Here is a 14,905-nt window from a genome sequence, read left to right as displayed (position 1 = left end):
AAACGGCCCGCCCCGCGCCCGGGTCAGGCGAGCGCGGGGTGGATGAGCCGCCCGTTGAGGATGAGGGACGCGGCCTGCTTGAGGCGGCGCACCCGCACACTGATCTCGTAACCCCTGATGCCTTCGGTACGGGCGAAGCGGCCGCTGAGGTAGCGGTAGAAGTCCGGGGTGTCCTTGCAGATGACCACGGCCATGATGTTGTGCCTGCCGCTGATGGCCGCGGCGAAGGCGCACTCGTCGTGCCTGCTGATCTCCTCGCCGATCTCCTGGAGCCGGGGCAGCTCGACCTGGAGCCAGAGGGTGGCGTTGAGCTCGTAGCCGAGGCGTTCGGGCACGGCGTCGATGTCGAAGACCAGCGACCCGCTGCCCTCCAGGGCCTCCAGCCGGCGGGCCACGCGCGGCTTGGACCAGCCGGTGGCTTCCGCGAGGCGGGTGTGGGAGGCGCGGCCGTCCTCCGCCAGCGCTTCGAGGAGCGGGTGGTCCTCCTCGGTCGGGGTGAGCGGGGGCCCGGTGGGGGTGGGGAGCTCCGCGGTCAGCAGCCGCACCTGCTCGTCGGTGAGCGAGCCCTCCCGCCCGGTCCAGCCGGCCGTGTCCGGGGAGCCGAAGCCGTGCACGAGCAGGTCGACGTTCAGGTCCAGGACCGAGGCGGCCCGGGGAAGCTGTCGCAGCAGCACGTCGTCGCGGGCGGTCCCGGCGGGCGAACGGATGATGCAGATGATCTCCGAACCGCCGGACGCGATGCTGGTGTACGCGACCTCCGGCCTGCGGGCCAGGGAGTCCGCGAGGGGCCCCACGGCGTCCGGGCGGCAGCGCAGCCGCGCGATCCACTCGGACCGGCCGTGGGCGGCCGGGCTGCTCAGCCCGACGACGCGGATCACGCCACTGCGGCGCAGGGCGTCGTAGCGGCGGGCCACGGTCTGCTCGGACACCCCGACGACCTGACTGAGGCGGCGGAAGGAGACCCGCGGCGAGCAGCTCAGGCCATGGATGATTTTGCGGTCCAGGTCGTCAGGCATGAATGAATGGTCACATGAGAAGCCCCATGATCGGCGGTTCTGTGACGTTTGCCGGGATCGCTTGGGGATTGATCGACGGTCGGGGCGAAGCTGGTCGGCGGCTCTGCGGGTGACCGGCGGACCGCGCGGAACGCGGTGGTGCACCGGTCACCCGTGAGCGGGCGCACGCCGGACGGCGGTGCCCACATCGCAGCCGGTGCCCGCGCGGCACCCACCCCGCAGCAGAAGGAACCTCTTCGTGAACTCCGCAACGACACAGGACAGATCAGGGCGGGGCGTCACGCTCGTCATGGCCTGCCTGGGCGTCTTCGTCGCCTACCTCCCCGTGACCACCGTGTCGGTGAGCCTGCCGGCCATCCAGCGGGCCCTGGGCGCCTCCACGTCCCAGCTGTCCTGGGTCTCGGACGCCTTCGTGCTGCCGATGGCCGCGCTGATCCTGACCACCGGGGTCTGGGGCGACGTCCACGGCCGCAAGCGGGTCTTCCAGGCGGGCATGGCCCTCTGCGCGCTGGGCGCGGCGATCTCGCTGTCCTCGGACTCCGTGCACGCCCTGTGGGTGGGGCAGGCCGCCTCCGGGCTGGGGGCGGCGGCGCTGCTGCCGACGACGCTGGCCCTGATCAGCCACGCGGTCCCCGACCACCGGGAGCGCGGCAGGTTCATCGGCCTGTGGGCGATGTCCCTGATGGCCTCGCTCGCCGTGGGCCCGCTGATAGCGGGCGTGCTGCTGGAGCACGTCGCGTGGCGCTGGATCTTCCTCCTGCCCGTGCCGGTCTCCCTGATCGTGCTGGTCGTCGCGGCGTTCCTGCTGCCCGACTCGCGCGCCCCGCACGGCCGCCGGCTCGACTGGCCCGGACAGATCAGTGCGGCCGTCGCGGTCACCGCGGTCGTCTACGGCGTCATCGAGGGCGGCGCGGACGGCTTCGGCGCGCCCGCCGTGGTGACGGCCCTGGTGCTCGGCGCGGTCTCCGCCGTCGTGTTCGTCGTCGTGGAGCGCCGCAGCGCCAGCCCGATGCTCGACCTGGCGCTGTTCCGCAGCCCGGCCTTCACCGCCACCGCCCTGGTCGCGATGATCAGCTTCCTCGGGCTGATCGGCTTCTTCTTCGTGCTGAGTCTCTACTTCGGCATGGTCCAGCACCTGACCACGATCGAGGCGGGGCTGCGCATGGTGGTGGTGTCCGGGGTGGCCCTCGTCGTCGGCGCGCCCATCGGACGCCTGATGCACCGGGTCTCCGCCCGGGTCCTGATCACCGCGGGCCTGGTCGTCGCGGCGGGTGCGATGCTCTCGCTGACCGGCGTCGACGCCCACACCTCCTTCGGCTCGATCGTCTGGCGGCTGGCCCTGCTGGGCCTCGGCATGGGCGCCGTGCTCACCCCGATGACCGCCTCCGCGGTGTCCTCCGTCCCGTACCACCTGGCCGGGATGGCCGCCGCCGGGAACAACGCCTTCCGCCAGGTCGGTGGCGCCCTCGGCCCCGCCGTGCTCGGTGCCCTGCTGACCACCCGGGCCCTGGACGCGCTGCCCGGCCGCCTCGCCGACGCGGGGGTGCCCGCCGAGGCGAGCGCCCGAGTCCTGGACACCGCCCGTGAGCAGGGGCTCGGCGCCGTGGCCGGACTCCGCCTGGACGCCGCCACCGGACCGGCCCTGTCGGCCCTGGGCGACTCCTTCCTCGACGGCATGCGGCTCTGCCTCACCGTCTCCGCCTCGCTCGCCCTGCTGGCTGCCCTCGCCTGCGCCGTGCTCCTGCGCCCGGCCGCCAAGCCGGCGGCTCCGGCGGCTCCGGCCGCCGAGGAACCGGCGGCCCGCCCGGCGCCGGTCCCGGCGGGCTGAGCGCCCGCCGCGCGCGGATCGGCCCGGCTCAGACGGCCCTGAACTCCCCCGCCTTGACGCCTGCCACGAAGGCGGCGAAGGAGGCGGGGGAGGTGTGCAGTACGGGTCCGCCGGGGTTCTTGGAGTCGCGGACGGGGACGGTGCCGGTGGCGAGTGCGCTGCTCGGGGCCCACTCGACGCAGGAACCGCCGTTGCCGCTGTAGGAGGACTTGACCCAGGGGAGGGAGGGGCAATCGGTCATCAAGGGGTTCCCTTTCGCGCTTCGCCGAACATGGCCACGGATGCCGCTTGGGAGAACGCCTCGGCCTGAAGCTGATGGCAGTACCTCACCAACGGCAGTACGGATGTCAGTTCCCTGTCCAAGTACCCATTGGTTTCAGACTCCACGTAGGACACCACTGAGCGGTCGGGCATGGTCAGAAGATTCACCAGCCGGTTGAACGGCCGGCGCTCACCCACGGAGCAAGGGGCCACCTGGAGCACGGTGTCCGGCCTCTCAGCGCACTCGATCGGATGGGCCATCTGGCGTTCCATGACCGCTGCCCCTCCGATCACGCGACGGATGCAGCTCTCGTCCAGCACCACGATCAGTATGGGCGGGACGCGTCGCACCAAGGCCGCCTGCCGCTCCATCAGCGCCTCGACCCGCTCCGAAGCCTGATCCGGGGTGATCGTGCCCCGCCTCGCATGCCCCTCTTCGATGGCTGTTGCGTACTCCGGCGTCTGAAGCAGCCCCGGAATCACCCCCACGTCGAACATCCGGATCTCGGCCGCACGATTTTCCTGCCCCAGGTACTCCGGAAAGCCCTCCAGCAGACTGCCGTTCCGAAGCTCTGCCCACGCACGCTCGAACGAATCGGCGGTGCCGGTGAATCCGAAGACAGTATCCGCGCTCCGCGAAAAGCGGAGCGTTGGCGGTTTGCGGCCAGTTTCGACGGCGGAGATATGCCTGCCCGAGTACCCCGCCAGGCTGGCCAGTTCGTCCTGCGTCCACCCGCACGATTCGCCGTACGAGCGTCATCCTTCCGGCCCTGAACGAGCCGGGCCTCTACCTTTCCAACGTCGCCTCGCTGGAAGGCGGCCGTGGACGGTTGGCGGAGTTCCACTACGCCGACGCAGATCTGCGTGACCTCGACCTCACCGACACCCACCTGCTCGACGGGCGGATCACCCGGCCTGAAGGCCCAGCGCGCTCGGCTGGAGAAGCTGCGCGTCGACTCCGTGGAGTTCGCCGGCTGCGACCTGACCTCCCTGCAATGGAGCGACAGCAAGGTCTCCCGGGTCGTGTTCAGTCGCTGCAAGCTCATGGGCGCCACGCTTGAGGACGTCACGCTCGACAACGTGCTCTTCGAGAACTGCAGGATCGACTACAGCACCTTCGTCCGGGTCCGGGCCGCCGGGCCGGTGATCCTCTCGAAGTGCACGCTGCGCGAGACCACCTTCACCGCCTCCGAACTGTGCGCTGCCCTGATCGACGACTGCGACCTGCGGCTGACCGAGTTCGACGGCGGGAAGTACCGCGGCCTCGACCTTCGGGACAACGACCTCTCCCAGCTCCGCGGCCTGGCCTCCCTCAAGCAGATCGTCATCGACCAGGCTCAGAAACTCCAGCCGGCCCAGGCTCTCACCACCGAGCTGGACGTCACCTTCGGCGAAGACCTCGACGACGAGTAGCCCCGAACCCGTCCGAAGAGGAACGGCCATGGGCTGTCCCGTACGCAGATCGGCACTGTCGGAGGCGCGGCGGCGGACGGGATAACCGGGGGCTGCGATCTCGACGGTGGCCCCCGCAGCCGGGTCGCGCCCCTGAACCCTGCCCCGCGGCCGCCGGGCTCAACTCGTGTGCAGCATCAGCCCGATGCCGACGACCATCAGACCCGCCGCCGCGATGCGCGGTGCGCCGAACCGTTCCTTGAAGAACAGCGTTCCGATGGCCGCGCCGACGATGATCGACGACTCGCGCAGCGCCGCGATCGGGGCCAGTGCCGCTCGCGTCTGGGCCCACAGGACGAGGCCGTACGCCGTCACCGACAGGGCCGCGCCCAGCAGTCCGCGTACGGCGAACGGGCGCAGGGAGGGCAGAAGTCCGGCGCGGCGGCGGTACAGCGCGTAGGCCGGGATGGCCAGGCCCTCCAGGATCATCAGCCAGGCGATGTAACCGAGCGGGGTGCCCGAGGCGCGTACGCCGACGCCGTCCACCGTGGTGTACCCGGCGATGGCCAGGCCGGTCGCGAGGGCGGCCAGCAGGGCGGGCCAGTCGGGGCGCCTGCCGGAACCCCGGATGCCCCAGAGGGCGAGCCCGACGAGCCCCGCCGAGGCCACCGCGACGCCGGCCGTGGCCCAGCCGTCCGGGTGCTCGCCGACGAAGACCGCGGCGAGGACCGTCACCACCAGCGGGGCCGTACCCCGGGCGATCGGATACATCTGCCCGAAGTCGCCCAGGGTGAACGAGCGCATCAGCAGCAGCATGTACGCCACATGGAGCCCGGCCGAGACCAGCAGGTACGGCCAGGCCCCGGCGGCCGGGAACGGTACGAAGCAGGCGGCGGCCGCGCCGATCAGCAGCCCGCCGCCGGAGATCAGGGTGAAGGAGAGGAGCTGGTCCTTGATCGCGTGCGCGATCGCGTTCCAGCTCGCGTGCGTGACCGCCGCGACCAGGACCGCGAGGGCGACCAGCGGGGTCACTCCGACTGCTCGCGCACGTCCACCACGGTGCCGCCGGCGTGCGCGACCAATGACTTGGGGTCGAGCGGGAAGACGGTGTGCGGGGTGCCCGCCGCAGCCCACACCACCTCGTGGTCCAGCAGCCCGCGGTCGGCCAGCACCCGGGTCCTCGTACGGTGCCCGAAGGGCGGCACGCCCCCGATCGCGTACCCGGTCGTCTCCCGCACCAGCTCGGCGCCGGCCCGCTTGACCTTCCCGGCGCCCAGCTCCGCGCGTACGAGCTCCACGTCGACGCGCGAGGAGCCGTCCATCAGGACCAGCACCGGGACGCCGTCGGCCTCGAAGATCAGGGACTTGACGATCTCGCTGAGCTCGCAGCCGATCGCGGCGGCCGCCTCGGCGGCGGTACGGGTGGCCTCCGGGAACCGGCGGACCTCGACATCGAGGCCCAGTTCCCGCAGGGCCTCGGCGAATAGGGGGTGGGCTTCGGCGGAGGCATCGGAAGTACTCATGCCCCGCACGCTAGCGAAGGCGGGCCGGGACACGCGACGGTGTTCCACGCGTCGGACCCGCCTCCGCGGGCCGGGCCGCCCGTCCGCGTCAGGGCCCCGTCCGCGTCGGGGGCCCGCGTCAGGATCCCGTCCGCGTCAGGGCCCCGTCCGCGTCAGGGGCCCACTCGCGTCGGGAACCGCCCGCGTCAGGACCCCGCCCGCAGCACCGCCGCGACCACCGGGCCCGCCGCGTCGCCGCCGTGTCCGCCGGCCTGGACGACCGCGGCCGCGGCCAGGTCGTTGTTGAAGCCGGCGAACCAGCTGTTGGAGGTGGCCTGGCCGTCCACCTCCGCCGAGCCCGTCTTGGCGCCCTTGTCGCCGACGACCGAGGCCATCGCGGCCTTGCCGGTGCCCCAACTCGCGGTCTGGCGCATCATGTTGGTGACCTGCTGGGAGACGTACGGGCGCAGCGAACGGGCGGCGGTGGCGATCGGCCGGTTGTCCAGCTCGCGGTCCACGATGATCGGCTGGCGGAAGGTGCCGGTGCGTGCGGTGGCGGTGATGGACGCCATGTTGAGGGCGTTCATCTGGACCGTGCCCTGGCCGATGTACTGGGCGGCCGCCTCGCCCCCGGTCGTCTCGGGCACGCTGCCGTCGACGGAGATGACGCCGGTCTGCCAGTTCAGGCCGATCCCGAAGACGTCACGGGCCTCCTTGGCCAGCGCCGCGTCGTCCTTCGTGTCGTCGATCAGCTTGATGAAGGCCGTGTTGCAGGACCGGGCGAAGCTGGTCGTCAGGGTGCCGCTGGGGATCGAGAAGTCGTCCAGGTTCTTGAAGGTGCGGCTGTAGTACGTCGCGGTCGGCGGGCACTCGATCTTCTGGTCGGCCGAGGCGAGGCCCTTCTCGATGAGCATCGCCGCCGTCACGATCTTCATCGTCGAACCGGGGGCCTGCTTGCCCTGCATCGCCGCGTTGAACCCGGTGGCCGGGTTGTTGGCGACCGCGCGGATCGCGCCCGTGGACGGCTTGACCGCGACGACGGAGGCCTGGCTGAACTTCTTGACGGCCACCTCGGCCGCCGCCTGGGCATCGGCGTCCAGGGTGGTCCGCAGCTTGCCGGGCCGGCCCTTGGTGAGGGTCAGCAGGGTCTTGTCGGGGCTCTTCGCGTCCGCGTTCTCGATCACGGTCTCGATGCCCGCGATGCCGCCGGCCTTCTCGCCGTACTTCGCGCGCAGCGCGTCCAGGATCGTGCCCAGCGAGGGGTACTTCTCCTTGGTGAGCGGCCTGCCGTCGTGGTCGAGGGCCTCGATCGACGGGGTGGACGCCGCCCCCGTCCGGAGCGTCGCGCCGTCCGTCAGGTCCGGGTGGATCACGGTGGGGGCCCAGTCCACCAGGGGCCTGCCGGTGGTCAGTCCGCGCACCACGGTCAGCTCCGAGGCGTACGACCAGGGCTTGGACTTCCCCTCGAAGGAGACGGTCGCCTTCACCGTGTACGGCACCTTCGCGCCGACCGCCGGGCCCGGGGTGATCACCGCCTCGGTGACATGGGCGCTCTCGCGGTAGCCGGTGAGGGCCGGTCCGGCCTCGGCCGCGTTGTTGGTGAGCTGGGACGCGGCGTCCGCGTCGCCGTCCGCCCACGCCTTGAGGAACTTCTCCGACGCGTCGTCGATCTCGGCCTTGGTGACCGGGCCCGTCTTCACCTCGGCGGACGCGGACTTGCTGTCCGTACCGCCGCCGCCCCCGCCGTTCAGCCCGTCCAGGACGTTGTACGCCCCGTATCCGACGCCGCCGACCACGACCGCGAACACTCCGCCGACTATCGCAACCTTCGCTCCACTGCGCATTGCTGCAGTCCCCCTCCCCAGGAGTTCCCCTTGAACGTGTTCAAGGGGATGCTGCTCGGCACCCTACGGGACGGTGGTGAAGGCGGGGACAGTTGTTATCGGAACGCGATATGTGCGGCCCGGGCTTGCCGGCCGTACCCGAATCTCCTGTCGGGCGCCGCGATGTCGCGTAATATGTGCCAACGGTGACTGACTATTACACGACCGTTGCTCGGGGAGGGCCTGATGGTTGCGGACATGATCGGTACCTGGGTGGAGGGCTGGGCCGTGTCACGACGGACGCCCCCGCCGGTCGCGAAGCCCTGGGGCCACTTCATCGAAGTGGCCGGCGACCCCGCCGAAGTGGGGCGCCACGTCCTGCCGGTGGCCGATGAGGCACTGGTCCGCAGCGCCGCCGCCTCCGTGACCCTGCCGCGGACCTGGATGAAGATGCCGGCGGAACCCGGGGAGCTCGAACCGTGGCTGCCGAAGGGCTGGGAGGTGGCCTGGGCGGACACCGGGCACCTGATGGCCATCGACCTGGCCGCCACGGAGCCGGTGGCGCCCGACGGGTACACCGCCACCGTGGAGACCGTCGGCTCCGTCGTCCACGTCCGGGTGCTGGACGCGCTCGGCGAACAGGCGGCCAAGGGACAGATGGCGATGCTCGGAGAGGACGCGGTGGTGGACCGGGTGGGGACCGAGGAAGCCCATCGGCGGCGCGGGCTGGGCCGGTTCCTGATGCGGGTGCTCGTCGACCACGCCCTGGAACAGGGCGCGGCCCGGGGCGTACTCGGAGCGACCCACGCCGGGCGGGCGCTGTACGAGACGCTGGGCTGGAAGAAGCACGCGACGCTGGCGGAGTGCGTCTACCGGGCGTGAGCACGACCGGGGCCGAGGCGGGGGAGTGCCGGAGGACGGGGGGCCGGTGAACCACCGAGGGGCCGCGGTCGACGACCGCGGCCCCTCGATGGTCCCGCCCGGCTAGATCCAGGTGTCCAGCCACATCCGCTCGCGCCACGACCCGTCCGGGATCGGCGTGCCCGTGTAGATCGGCCAGAAATAAATGAAGTTCCAAATGATCAGCAGGACCAGGACGCCCGCCCCGATCGCGCCCAGTGTCCGGCGGCGTTCGCCCGAGGGATCGCCGGTCATCAGGCCCAGCTCCTGTTTCGGCCCCGTACCGGCCGCCGGGCCCAGCATCGCGCCGATCATCATCGTCACCGCCAGACACAGGAACGGCACGAACACCACCGCGTAGAAGAGGAAGATCGTCCGCTCCTGGTAGAGGAACCAGGGCAGCCAGCCCGCCGCCACGCCGCAGACGATCGCCCCCGCCCGCCAGTCGCGCCGGAAGAACCACCGCCACAGCACGTACACCAGGGCGAAGCACGCCGCCCACCACAGCAGCGGCGTCCCGATGGCCAGCACCTCGCGCGAGCACTTGCCGGCCGCCGACGCCGCGCAGCCCTGCTGCTCCTCCCAGAAGTACGAGACCGGCCGGCCCAGCACGATCCAGCTCCACGGATTGGACTGGTAGGTGTGGCCGGACGTCAGGTTCACATGGAATTCGTAGACCTGGTACTCGTAGTGCCACAGGCTGCGCAGCCAGTCCGGCAGCCAGGTCCAGTCGCCTCCCCGGCCGTCGGTCTGCGCCCAGTTCCGGTAGTAGCCCTTGCCGGTGACGATCCAGCCGGTCCAGGAGACGAGGTACGTCAGGATCGCGACCGGGACCGTCGAGACGAACGCCGGCACCAGGTCCCGCTTCAGCACCGCCAGGTACGGACGGACCGCGCCCGCGGTCCGGCGCGCGCCGACGTCCCACAACACCGTCATCAGGCCGAAGCCGACCAGGATGTACAGGCCGTTCCACTTGGTGGCGAAGGCCAGTCCGAGCATCAGGCCCGCGGTGATCCGCCAGGGCCGCAGGCCGAGCCGCAGATTCTCCGCGACCTCCGCGTCGGGGCGCAGCACCCCTTCCTCGTCGACCGGCAGCGCCGCGGCCAGTCTGCGCCGGGCCCAGTCGCGGTCGATCAGCAGCGCGCCGAACGCCGCCAGCACGAAGAACATCAGCACCAGGTCGAGCAGCGCGGTGCGGCTCATCACGAAATGCAGACCGTCCACCGCGAGCAGGGCGCCCGCCAGGCAGCCCAGGAACGTCGAGCGGAACAGCCGCCGGCCGATCCGGCACAGCATCAGCACCGACAGCGTGCCGAGCACCGCCACCATGAAGCGCCAGCCGAACGGCGTGAACCCGAAGAAGTGCTCACCCAGCCCGATGATCCACTTGCCGACCGGCGGGTGCACCACGTAGCCCGGGTCCACCGGGACGTCCACCTTCGACGGGTCCGCGAGGATCAGCTTGTCGATGTCCTTGGGCCAGTCGCCCTCGTACCCCTGGTTGATCAGGGCCCAGGAGTCCTTGGCGTAGTACGTCTCGTCGAATATCAGCGCGTGCGGGCTGCCCAGGTTCCAGAACCGCAGCACCCCCGCGACCAGCGCCACGAGCAGCGGACCGCCCCACGCCGACCACCGCACCAGGCGTTCCGCCATCGGCGGGGAGATCCCGAGCACCGCCCACAACTGGACGCCGGGCCTGGCGTACGGCGGGACGAGCCGCTCGCGCAGCCCGATCCCGGGCCGGGGCGAATGGCCGAAGCGGCGCAGCCGCTGCTGCCAGGAGGCCGGATCTTCGCCGTGCGGTTCCCCGGCGTCTTGGCCCTGTCGGGCTTCGGGCGCAGTACTCGTCACCGCGCCATCGTAGGGAACACATCTGTGCGGGCGCTGTCGCCCGTGCTGGGAGGATGGCTCTTGTGACTGGAACGACTGGAACGCTGGTACTCGCAGGAACCCCCATCGGCGACGTGGCGGACGCCCCGCCGCGGCTCGCCGCCGAGCTGGAGACGGCGGACGTCGTCGCCGCCGAGGACACCCGCAGGCTGCGCCGCCTCACCCAGGCGCTCGGCATCCACACCACGGGGCGGGTCGTCTCCTACTTCGAGGGCAACGAGTCGGCCCGTACGCCCGAACTCGTCGAGGCGCTGACCGGCGGCGCCCGCGTGCTGCTGGTCACGGACGCCGGGATGCCGTCCGTCTCGGACCCCGGCTACCGGCTGGTGGCCGCCGCCGTGGAGAAGGACATCAAGGTCACCGCGGTGCCCGGCCCGTCCGCCGTGCTCACCGCGCTCGCCCTGTCCGCGCTGCCCGTCGACCGCTTCTGCTTCGAGGGCTTCCTGCCGCGCAAGGCGGGCGAACGGCTCGGCCGGCTCCGGGAGGTCGCCGACGAGCGCCGCACCATGGTCTTCTTCGAGGCCCCGCACCGCCTCGACGACACCCTCGCCGCGATGGCCGAAATCTTCGGCGCCGACCGCCGGGCGGCCGTGTGCCGGGAGCTGACCAAGACGTACGAGGAAGTGAAGCGCGGCCCGCTGGGCGAACTGGCCGTCTGGGCGGCCGAAGGCGTACGCGGCGAGATCACCGTCGTCGTCGAGGGCGCGGCCGACTCCGGACCCGAGGAACTGGACGCCGAGGAGCTGGTACGCAGGGTGCGGGTGCGCGAGGAGGCGGGGGAGCGGCGCAAGGAGGCCATCGCCGCGGTCGCCGCGGACGCGGGTCTGCCCAAGCGCGAAGTGTTCGACGCGGTCGTCGCGGCAAAGAATGCGGAGCGGGCCGCCCCCGGGAAGGGCAAAGGACTATCGTGAAAAGCAAAGCGAGAGCCGCGCACCGGGCTTTTCTGCCACGAGATGGCCAAAAGCGCTCCAACAGTCGACAGGGTCCGATGCGCTCCTGCCGGTAAGGGCGTCCACTGGTCAGGGACGCATTCTCCGGAACGTTTGTCCGGAGTGCCTGTCCGGCGGACAAAGGAGCGGGCATGAGTGAGATCGCAGAAACCACCGCGCACGAGGCGTACGCATTCGCCTGCATGAGGTGTGGACACGGCTGGGAACAGGCCTTCGAGATAGAGCACCACGTCGACGGCTCCAACAACGCATTCGTCATCTACAAGGCGGACGGGGAGCAGGTGCCCTCGCCGCTTTCCCGGCCCACGTGCACGAACTGCGGCGGACACGTGGTCCGGATCATGCGGGCCGGCCGGGTCTCGACCGTCCAGCAGCTGCTCCACAACCCCAAGCCGGCGCGGCCGGCGATCCAGGACGGCGAGGCCGTGGCCGCCGCCCCCGCGGGCACCGGACACCACTGGCACCTGTCCGACCTGCTGCACCCGTTCCACCGGAAGTAGGCACCCCCTCCGCCGACGGCGGGCACCCCTTCCGCCGGAGGCGGGCACCCGGCTCCCCGCGGGCCGGGCGCACCGGCGGGTCCTCGTACGATCGTCGTCATGAGCCGTACCGAAGCCCCGCCGCTGCCCGAACCCCTCCGGGTACCGGTCGCCGATTCGCACACCCACCTGGACATGCAGGACGCGACCGTCGAGGAGGGCCTCGCCAGGGCCGCCGCGGTCAATGTGACCACCGTGGTCCAGGTGGGATGCGACGTGGCCGGTTCGCGGTGGGCCGCCGAGACCGCCGCCGCGCACTCGAACGTGCACGCGGCGGTCGCCCTGCACCCCAACGAGGCACCGCGCATCGTGCACGGCGACCCCGACGGCTGGTCGCGCCAGGGCGCGCGGGAGGGCGGCGGGCAGGCGGCGCTGCACGAGGCGCTCGCGGAGATCGACGCGCTGGCCGCGCTCGACCACGTACGCGGTGTCGGCGAGACCGGACTGGATTACTTCCGTACCGGCCCCGAGGGCATGGCCGCCCAGGAGGAGTCCTTCCGGGCGCACATCGAGATCGCCAAACGGCACGGCAAGGCGCTGGTCATCCACGACCGCGAGGCGCACGCGGACGTCCTGCGGATCCTCGCCGACGCGGGCGCCCCGGAACGCACCGTGTTCCACTGCTACTCCGGCGACGCCGACATGGCCCGGATCTGCGCGGACGCCGGATACTTCATGTCCTTCGCCGGCAATGTCACCTTCAAGAACGCCCAGCCGCTGCGGGACGCCCTGGCCGTCGCCCCGACGGAACTGGTGCTGGTCGAGACGGACGCCCCGTTCCTGACCCCGGCCCCGTACCGGGGGCGCCCCAACGCGCCCTACCTCGTCCCCGTCACCCTGCGCGCCATGGCGGCGGTGAAGGGCCTGGACGAGGACACCCTCGCGTCGGCCGTCTTCGACAACACCGCCAGGGCCTTCGACTACTGACCGCGGCGGCCGCCGCCGTAGGCTTACCGGGTGAGCACCACTGAGCCCGACGCCCTCCTGGGCCCCGCAGACATCCGCGAGCTGGCCGCCGAGCTGGGCGTACGCCCGACCAAGCAGCGCGGCCAGAACTTCGTCATCGACGCCAATACGGTCCGCCGGATCGTGCGGACGGCGGAGGTCCGGCCGGACGACGTCGTCGTCGAGGTCGGCCCGGGGCTCGGCTCGCTGACCCTGGCACTGCTGGAGGCGGCGGACCGGGTCGTCGCCGTCGAGATCGACGACGTGCTTGCGGGCGCGCTGCCGGCCACCGTCGCCGCCCGGATGCCGGGGCGGGCCGACCGGTTCGCGCTGGTGCACTCCGACGCGATGCTGGTCCGGGAACTGCCCGGACCGGCGCCGACCGCACTGGTCGCGAACCTTCCGTACAACGTCGCCGTGCCGGTCCTGCTGACGATGCTGGAGCGCTTCCCGTCCATCGAGCGCACCCTCGTCATGGTCCAGGCCGAGGTCGCCGACCGGCTGGCCGCACGGCCGGGCAACAAGGTCTACGGCGTGCCGTCGGTGAAGGCCAACTGGTACGCGGACGTCAAGCGGGCCGGCTCCATCGGCCGCAACGTCTTCTGGCCCGCCCCGAACGTCGATTCCGGCCTGGTCTCCCTGGTCCGGCGCACCGAGCCGATCGCGACGAGCGCGAGCCGGACCGAGGTCTTCGCGGTCGTCGACGCCGCCTTCGCCCAGCGCCGCAAGACCCTGCGGGCCGCCCTGGCCGGCTGGGCCGGCTCCGCACCCGCCGCCGAGGCGGCCCTGGTCGCCGCCGGGATCTCCCCGCAGGCCCGCGGCGAGTCGCTGACCGTCGAGGAGTTCGCCGCCATCGCCGAGAACAAGCCCGCCGGGACCGCCGGGAACGAGCCCGCCGGGACCGCCCGGAACGAGCCCTCCGGGAGTGGCGAGTGAGCGTCACCGTCCGCGTACCCGCCAAGGTCAACGTCCAGCTGGCGGTCGGCGCCCCGCGCCCCGACGGCTTCCACGACCTGGCCAATGTCTTCCTCGCCGTCGGCCTGTACGACGAGGTCACCGTCACCCCCGCCGACGAACTGCGGATCACCTGCTCCGGCCCGGACGCCGTCCAGGTACCGCTGGACGCGAGCAACCTCGCCGCCCGCGCCGCGATCGCGCTGGCCGAGCGGCACGGCATCGCACCCGATGTGCACATCCACATCGCCAAGGACATCCCCGTCGCCGGCGGCATGGCGGGCGGCAGCGCCGACGGCGCCGCCGCACTGCTGGCCTGCGACGCCCTCTGGTCCACCGGCGCCACCCGGGACGAGCTCCTCGCGATCTGCGCCGAGCTGGGCAGCGACGTCCCGTTCAGCCTGGTCGGCGGCGCCGCCCTCGGCACCGGACGCGGCGAGCGGCTCACCCCGATCGAGGTCGGCTCCGCGTTCCACTGGGTCTTCGCGGTCGCCGACGGCGGGCTCTCCACCCCGGCCGTCTACGGCGAGTTCGACCGGCTGACGGCGAACACCGACGTCCCCGTACCGGAAGCCTCCCCGGCGCTCCTCGGCGCACTGCGCACCGGCGACGCCACCGCGCTCGCCGAGGCCCTCTCCAACGACCTCCAGCCCGCCGCGCTCTCCCTGCGCCCCTCACTCGCCGACACCCTCGCCGCGGGCACCGCGGCCGGCGCCCTGGCCGCCCTGGTCTCCGGCTCCGGACCGACCACCGCGTTCCTGGTGGCGGACGAGGAGTCGGCCCGCAAGGTCGCCGAGGCCCTGCTCACCTCCGGCACCTGCCGCAACGCACGGACGGCGGTGTCCCCGGCGCCAGGAGCCATGGTCGTCTGACGGCGCCCGCGATGTGTCCGGGAGCGGGGGCAG

General features: G+C 71.9%; 15 protein-coding genes and 1 pseudogene. 8 read left to right on the top strand and 8 right to left on the bottom strand.

Going from position 1 to position 14,905, the window contains the following annotated elements:
* Positions 1-23: 23 nt before the first annotated feature.
* Positions 24-1,016 carry an Lrp/AsnC family transcriptional regulator gene (locus tag ACGF8B_RS22900; RefSeq protein ID WP_392741440.1) on the bottom strand — a complete coding sequence of 331 codons (993 nt, stop codon included), beginning with the start codon at positions 1,014-1,016 and terminating at the stop codon, positions 24-26.
* 289 nt (positions 1,017-1,305) lie between these two features.
* Between ACGF8B_RS22900 and ACGF8B_RS22895 the strand changes: the two genes are divergently transcribed.
* On the top strand, positions 1,306-2,844 hold the full coding sequence (locus ACGF8B_RS22895) for a DHA2 family efflux MFS transporter permease subunit (RefSeq protein WP_392742017.1): 1,539 nt from the start codon (positions 1,306-1,308) through the stop codon (positions 2,842-2,844).
* Between the two features lie 28 nt (positions 2,845-2,872).
* On the opposite strand, the gene ACGF8B_RS22890 is transcribed toward ACGF8B_RS22895, so the two are convergent.
* From ACGF8B_RS22890 to ACGF8B_RS22880, 3 genes and pseudogenes are all read right to left on the bottom strand, one after another.
* Positions 2,873-3,085: a DUF397 domain-containing protein gene (locus ACGF8B_RS22890; RefSeq protein WP_392741437.1), complete on the bottom strand. Its 213-nt coding sequence runs from the start codon at positions 3,083-3,085 to the stop codon at positions 2,873-2,875.
* The gene (locus ACGF8B_RS22885) at positions 3,085-3,603 is read right to left on the bottom strand and encodes a DUF5753 domain-containing protein (protein WP_392741434.1); all 519 of its coding nucleotides are present in this window, start codon (positions 3,601-3,603) and stop codon (positions 3,085-3,087) included. The genes ACGF8B_RS22890 and ACGF8B_RS22885 overlap by 1 nt, the downstream gene beginning before the upstream one ends.
* A gap of 114 nt (positions 3,604-3,717) precedes the next feature.
* Positions 3,718-3,837: pseudogene (locus tag ACGF8B_RS22880) on the bottom strand (helix-turn-helix domain-containing protein); the annotation flags it as partial.
* A gap of 132 nt (positions 3,838-3,969) precedes the next feature.
* Here ACGF8B_RS22880 and ACGF8B_RS22875 point away from each other — a divergent pair.
* Positions 3,970-4,518, top strand: coding sequence for a pentapeptide repeat-containing protein (locus tag ACGF8B_RS22875; protein WP_392741431.1), 549 nt, complete (start codon positions 3,970-3,972; stop codon positions 4,516-4,518).
* A 159-nt stretch (positions 4,519-4,677) separates the two neighbouring features.
* Here the strand turns inward: ACGF8B_RS22875 and ACGF8B_RS22870 are convergent, their stop codons facing one another.
* The 3 genes from ACGF8B_RS22870 to ACGF8B_RS22860 all read right to left on the bottom strand — a co-directional run bounded on the left by ACGF8B_RS22870 (position 4,678) and on the right by ACGF8B_RS22860 (position 7,843).
* A complete protein-coding gene (locus ACGF8B_RS22870) occupies positions 4,678-5,529 on the bottom strand; it encodes an EamA family transporter (protein WP_392741428.1) in 852 nt (283 codons plus the stop codon).
* Positions 5,526-6,020 (bottom strand): YbaK/EbsC family protein, encoded by a 495-nt coding sequence (locus ACGF8B_RS22865; protein ID WP_392741425.1) that lies wholly within the window; start codon positions 6,018-6,020, stop codon positions 5,526-5,528. Before ACGF8B_RS22865 ends, ACGF8B_RS22870 begins: the two co-directional genes overlap by 4 nt.
* A 185-nt stretch (positions 6,021-6,205) precedes the next feature.
* On the bottom strand, positions 6,206-7,843 hold the full coding sequence (locus tag ACGF8B_RS22860) for a penicillin-binding transpeptidase domain-containing protein (RefSeq protein WP_392741422.1): 1,638 nt from the start codon (positions 7,841-7,843) through the stop codon (positions 6,206-6,208).
* A gap of 237 nt (positions 7,844-8,080) precedes the next feature.
* Here ACGF8B_RS22860 and ACGF8B_RS22855 point away from each other — a divergent pair, with 237 nt between their 5' ends.
* A complete protein-coding gene (locus ACGF8B_RS22855) occupies positions 8,081-8,704 on the top strand; it encodes a GNAT family N-acetyltransferase (protein ID WP_392741419.1) in 624 nt (207 codons plus the stop codon).
* A 102-nt stretch (positions 8,705-8,806) separates the two neighbouring features.
* On the opposite strand, the gene ACGF8B_RS22850 is transcribed toward ACGF8B_RS22855, so the two are convergent.
* The gene (locus ACGF8B_RS22850) at positions 8,807-10,573 is read right to left on the bottom strand and encodes a dolichyl-phosphate-mannose--protein mannosyltransferase (protein ID WP_392741416.1); all 1,767 of its coding nucleotides are present in this window, start codon (positions 10,571-10,573) and stop codon (positions 8,807-8,809) included.
* Between the two features lie 53 nt (positions 10,574-10,626).
* Between ACGF8B_RS22850 and rsmI the strand changes: the two genes are divergently transcribed.
* The 5 genes from rsmI (at position 10,627) to ACGF8B_RS22825 (ending at position 14,872) form a co-directional block, all read left to right on the top strand.
* Positions 10,627-11,523 carry a 16S rRNA (cytidine(1402)-2'-O)-methyltransferase gene (rsmI, locus tag ACGF8B_RS22845; RefSeq protein ID WP_392741413.1) on the top strand — a complete coding sequence of 299 codons (897 nt, stop codon included), beginning with the start codon at positions 10,627-10,629 and terminating at the stop codon, positions 11,521-11,523.
* Between the two features lie 170 nt (positions 11,524-11,693).
* Positions 11,694-12,062: a hypothetical protein gene (locus ACGF8B_RS22840; RefSeq protein ID WP_342283828.1), complete on the top strand. Its 369-nt coding sequence runs from the start codon at positions 11,694-11,696 to the stop codon at positions 12,060-12,062.
* Positions 12,063-12,161: 99 nt separating this feature from the next.
* Positions 12,162-13,028: a TatD family hydrolase gene (locus ACGF8B_RS22835; protein ID WP_392741410.1), complete on the top strand. Its 867-nt coding sequence runs from the start codon at positions 12,162-12,164 to the stop codon at positions 13,026-13,028.
* Positions 13,029-13,058: 30 nt separating this feature from the next.
* Positions 13,059-13,982, top strand: coding sequence for a 16S rRNA (adenine(1518)-N(6)/adenine(1519)-N(6))-dimethyltransferase RsmA (rsmA, locus tag ACGF8B_RS22830; RefSeq protein WP_392741407.1), 924 nt, complete (start codon positions 13,059-13,061; stop codon positions 13,980-13,982).
* Positions 13,979-14,872 carry a 4-(cytidine 5'-diphospho)-2-C-methyl-D-erythritol kinase gene (locus tag ACGF8B_RS22825; protein WP_392741404.1) on the top strand — a complete coding sequence of 298 codons (894 nt, stop codon included), beginning with the start codon at positions 13,979-13,981 and terminating at the stop codon, positions 14,870-14,872. The genes rsmA and ACGF8B_RS22825 overlap by 4 nt, the downstream gene beginning before the upstream one ends.
* Positions 14,873-14,905: the final 33 nt, after the last annotated feature.

The sequence above is a fragment of the Streptomyces sp. NPDC047917 genome, assembly GCF_043204345.1.
GTDB classification, from domain to species: domain Bacteria; phylum Actinomycetota; class Actinomycetes; order Streptomycetales; family Streptomycetaceae; genus Streptomyces; species Streptomyces sanglieri.
Note: the sequence above shows the minus strand (reverse complement) of the source record. Positions and strands in the feature narration are given on the sequence as shown.

Excerpts from the sequence above, each read along its gene's own strand:
- ACGF8B_RS22900 (WP_392741440.1), bottom strand. The coding sequence starts at position 1,016 with ATGCCTGACGACCTGGACCGCAAAATCATCCATGGCCTGAGCTGCTCG.
- ACGF8B_RS22895 (WP_392742017.1), top strand. The coding sequence starts at position 1,306 with ATGGCCTGCCTGGGCGTCTTCGTCGCCTACCTCCCCGTGACCACCGTG.
- ACGF8B_RS22890 (WP_392741437.1), bottom strand. The coding sequence starts at position 3,085 with ATGACCGATTGCCCCTCCCTCCCCTGGGTCAAGTCCTCCTACAGCGGC.
- ACGF8B_RS22885 (WP_392741434.1), bottom strand. The coding sequence starts at position 3,603 with ATGTTCGACGTGGGGGTGATTCCGGGGCTGCTTCAGACGCCGGAGTAC.
- ACGF8B_RS22865 (WP_392741425.1), bottom strand. The coding sequence starts at position 6,020 with ATGAGTACTTCCGATGCCTCCGCCGAAGCCCACCCCCTATTCGCCGAG.
- ACGF8B_RS22860 (WP_392741422.1), bottom strand. The coding sequence starts at position 7,843 with ATGCGCAGTGGAGCGAAGGTTGCGATAGTCGGCGGAGTGTTCGCGGTC.
- ACGF8B_RS22855 (WP_392741419.1), top strand. The coding sequence starts at position 8,081 with ATGATCGGTACCTGGGTGGAGGGCTGGGCCGTGTCACGACGGACGCCC.
- rsmI (WP_392741413.1), top strand. The coding sequence starts at position 10,627 with ATGGCTCTTGTGACTGGAACGACTGGAACGCTGGTACTCGCAGGAACC.
- ACGF8B_RS22840 (WP_342283828.1), top strand. The coding sequence starts at position 11,694 with ATGAGTGAGATCGCAGAAACCACCGCGCACGAGGCGTACGCATTCGCC.
- ACGF8B_RS22835 (WP_392741410.1), top strand. The coding sequence starts at position 12,162 with ATGAGCCGTACCGAAGCCCCGCCGCTGCCCGAACCCCTCCGGGTACCG.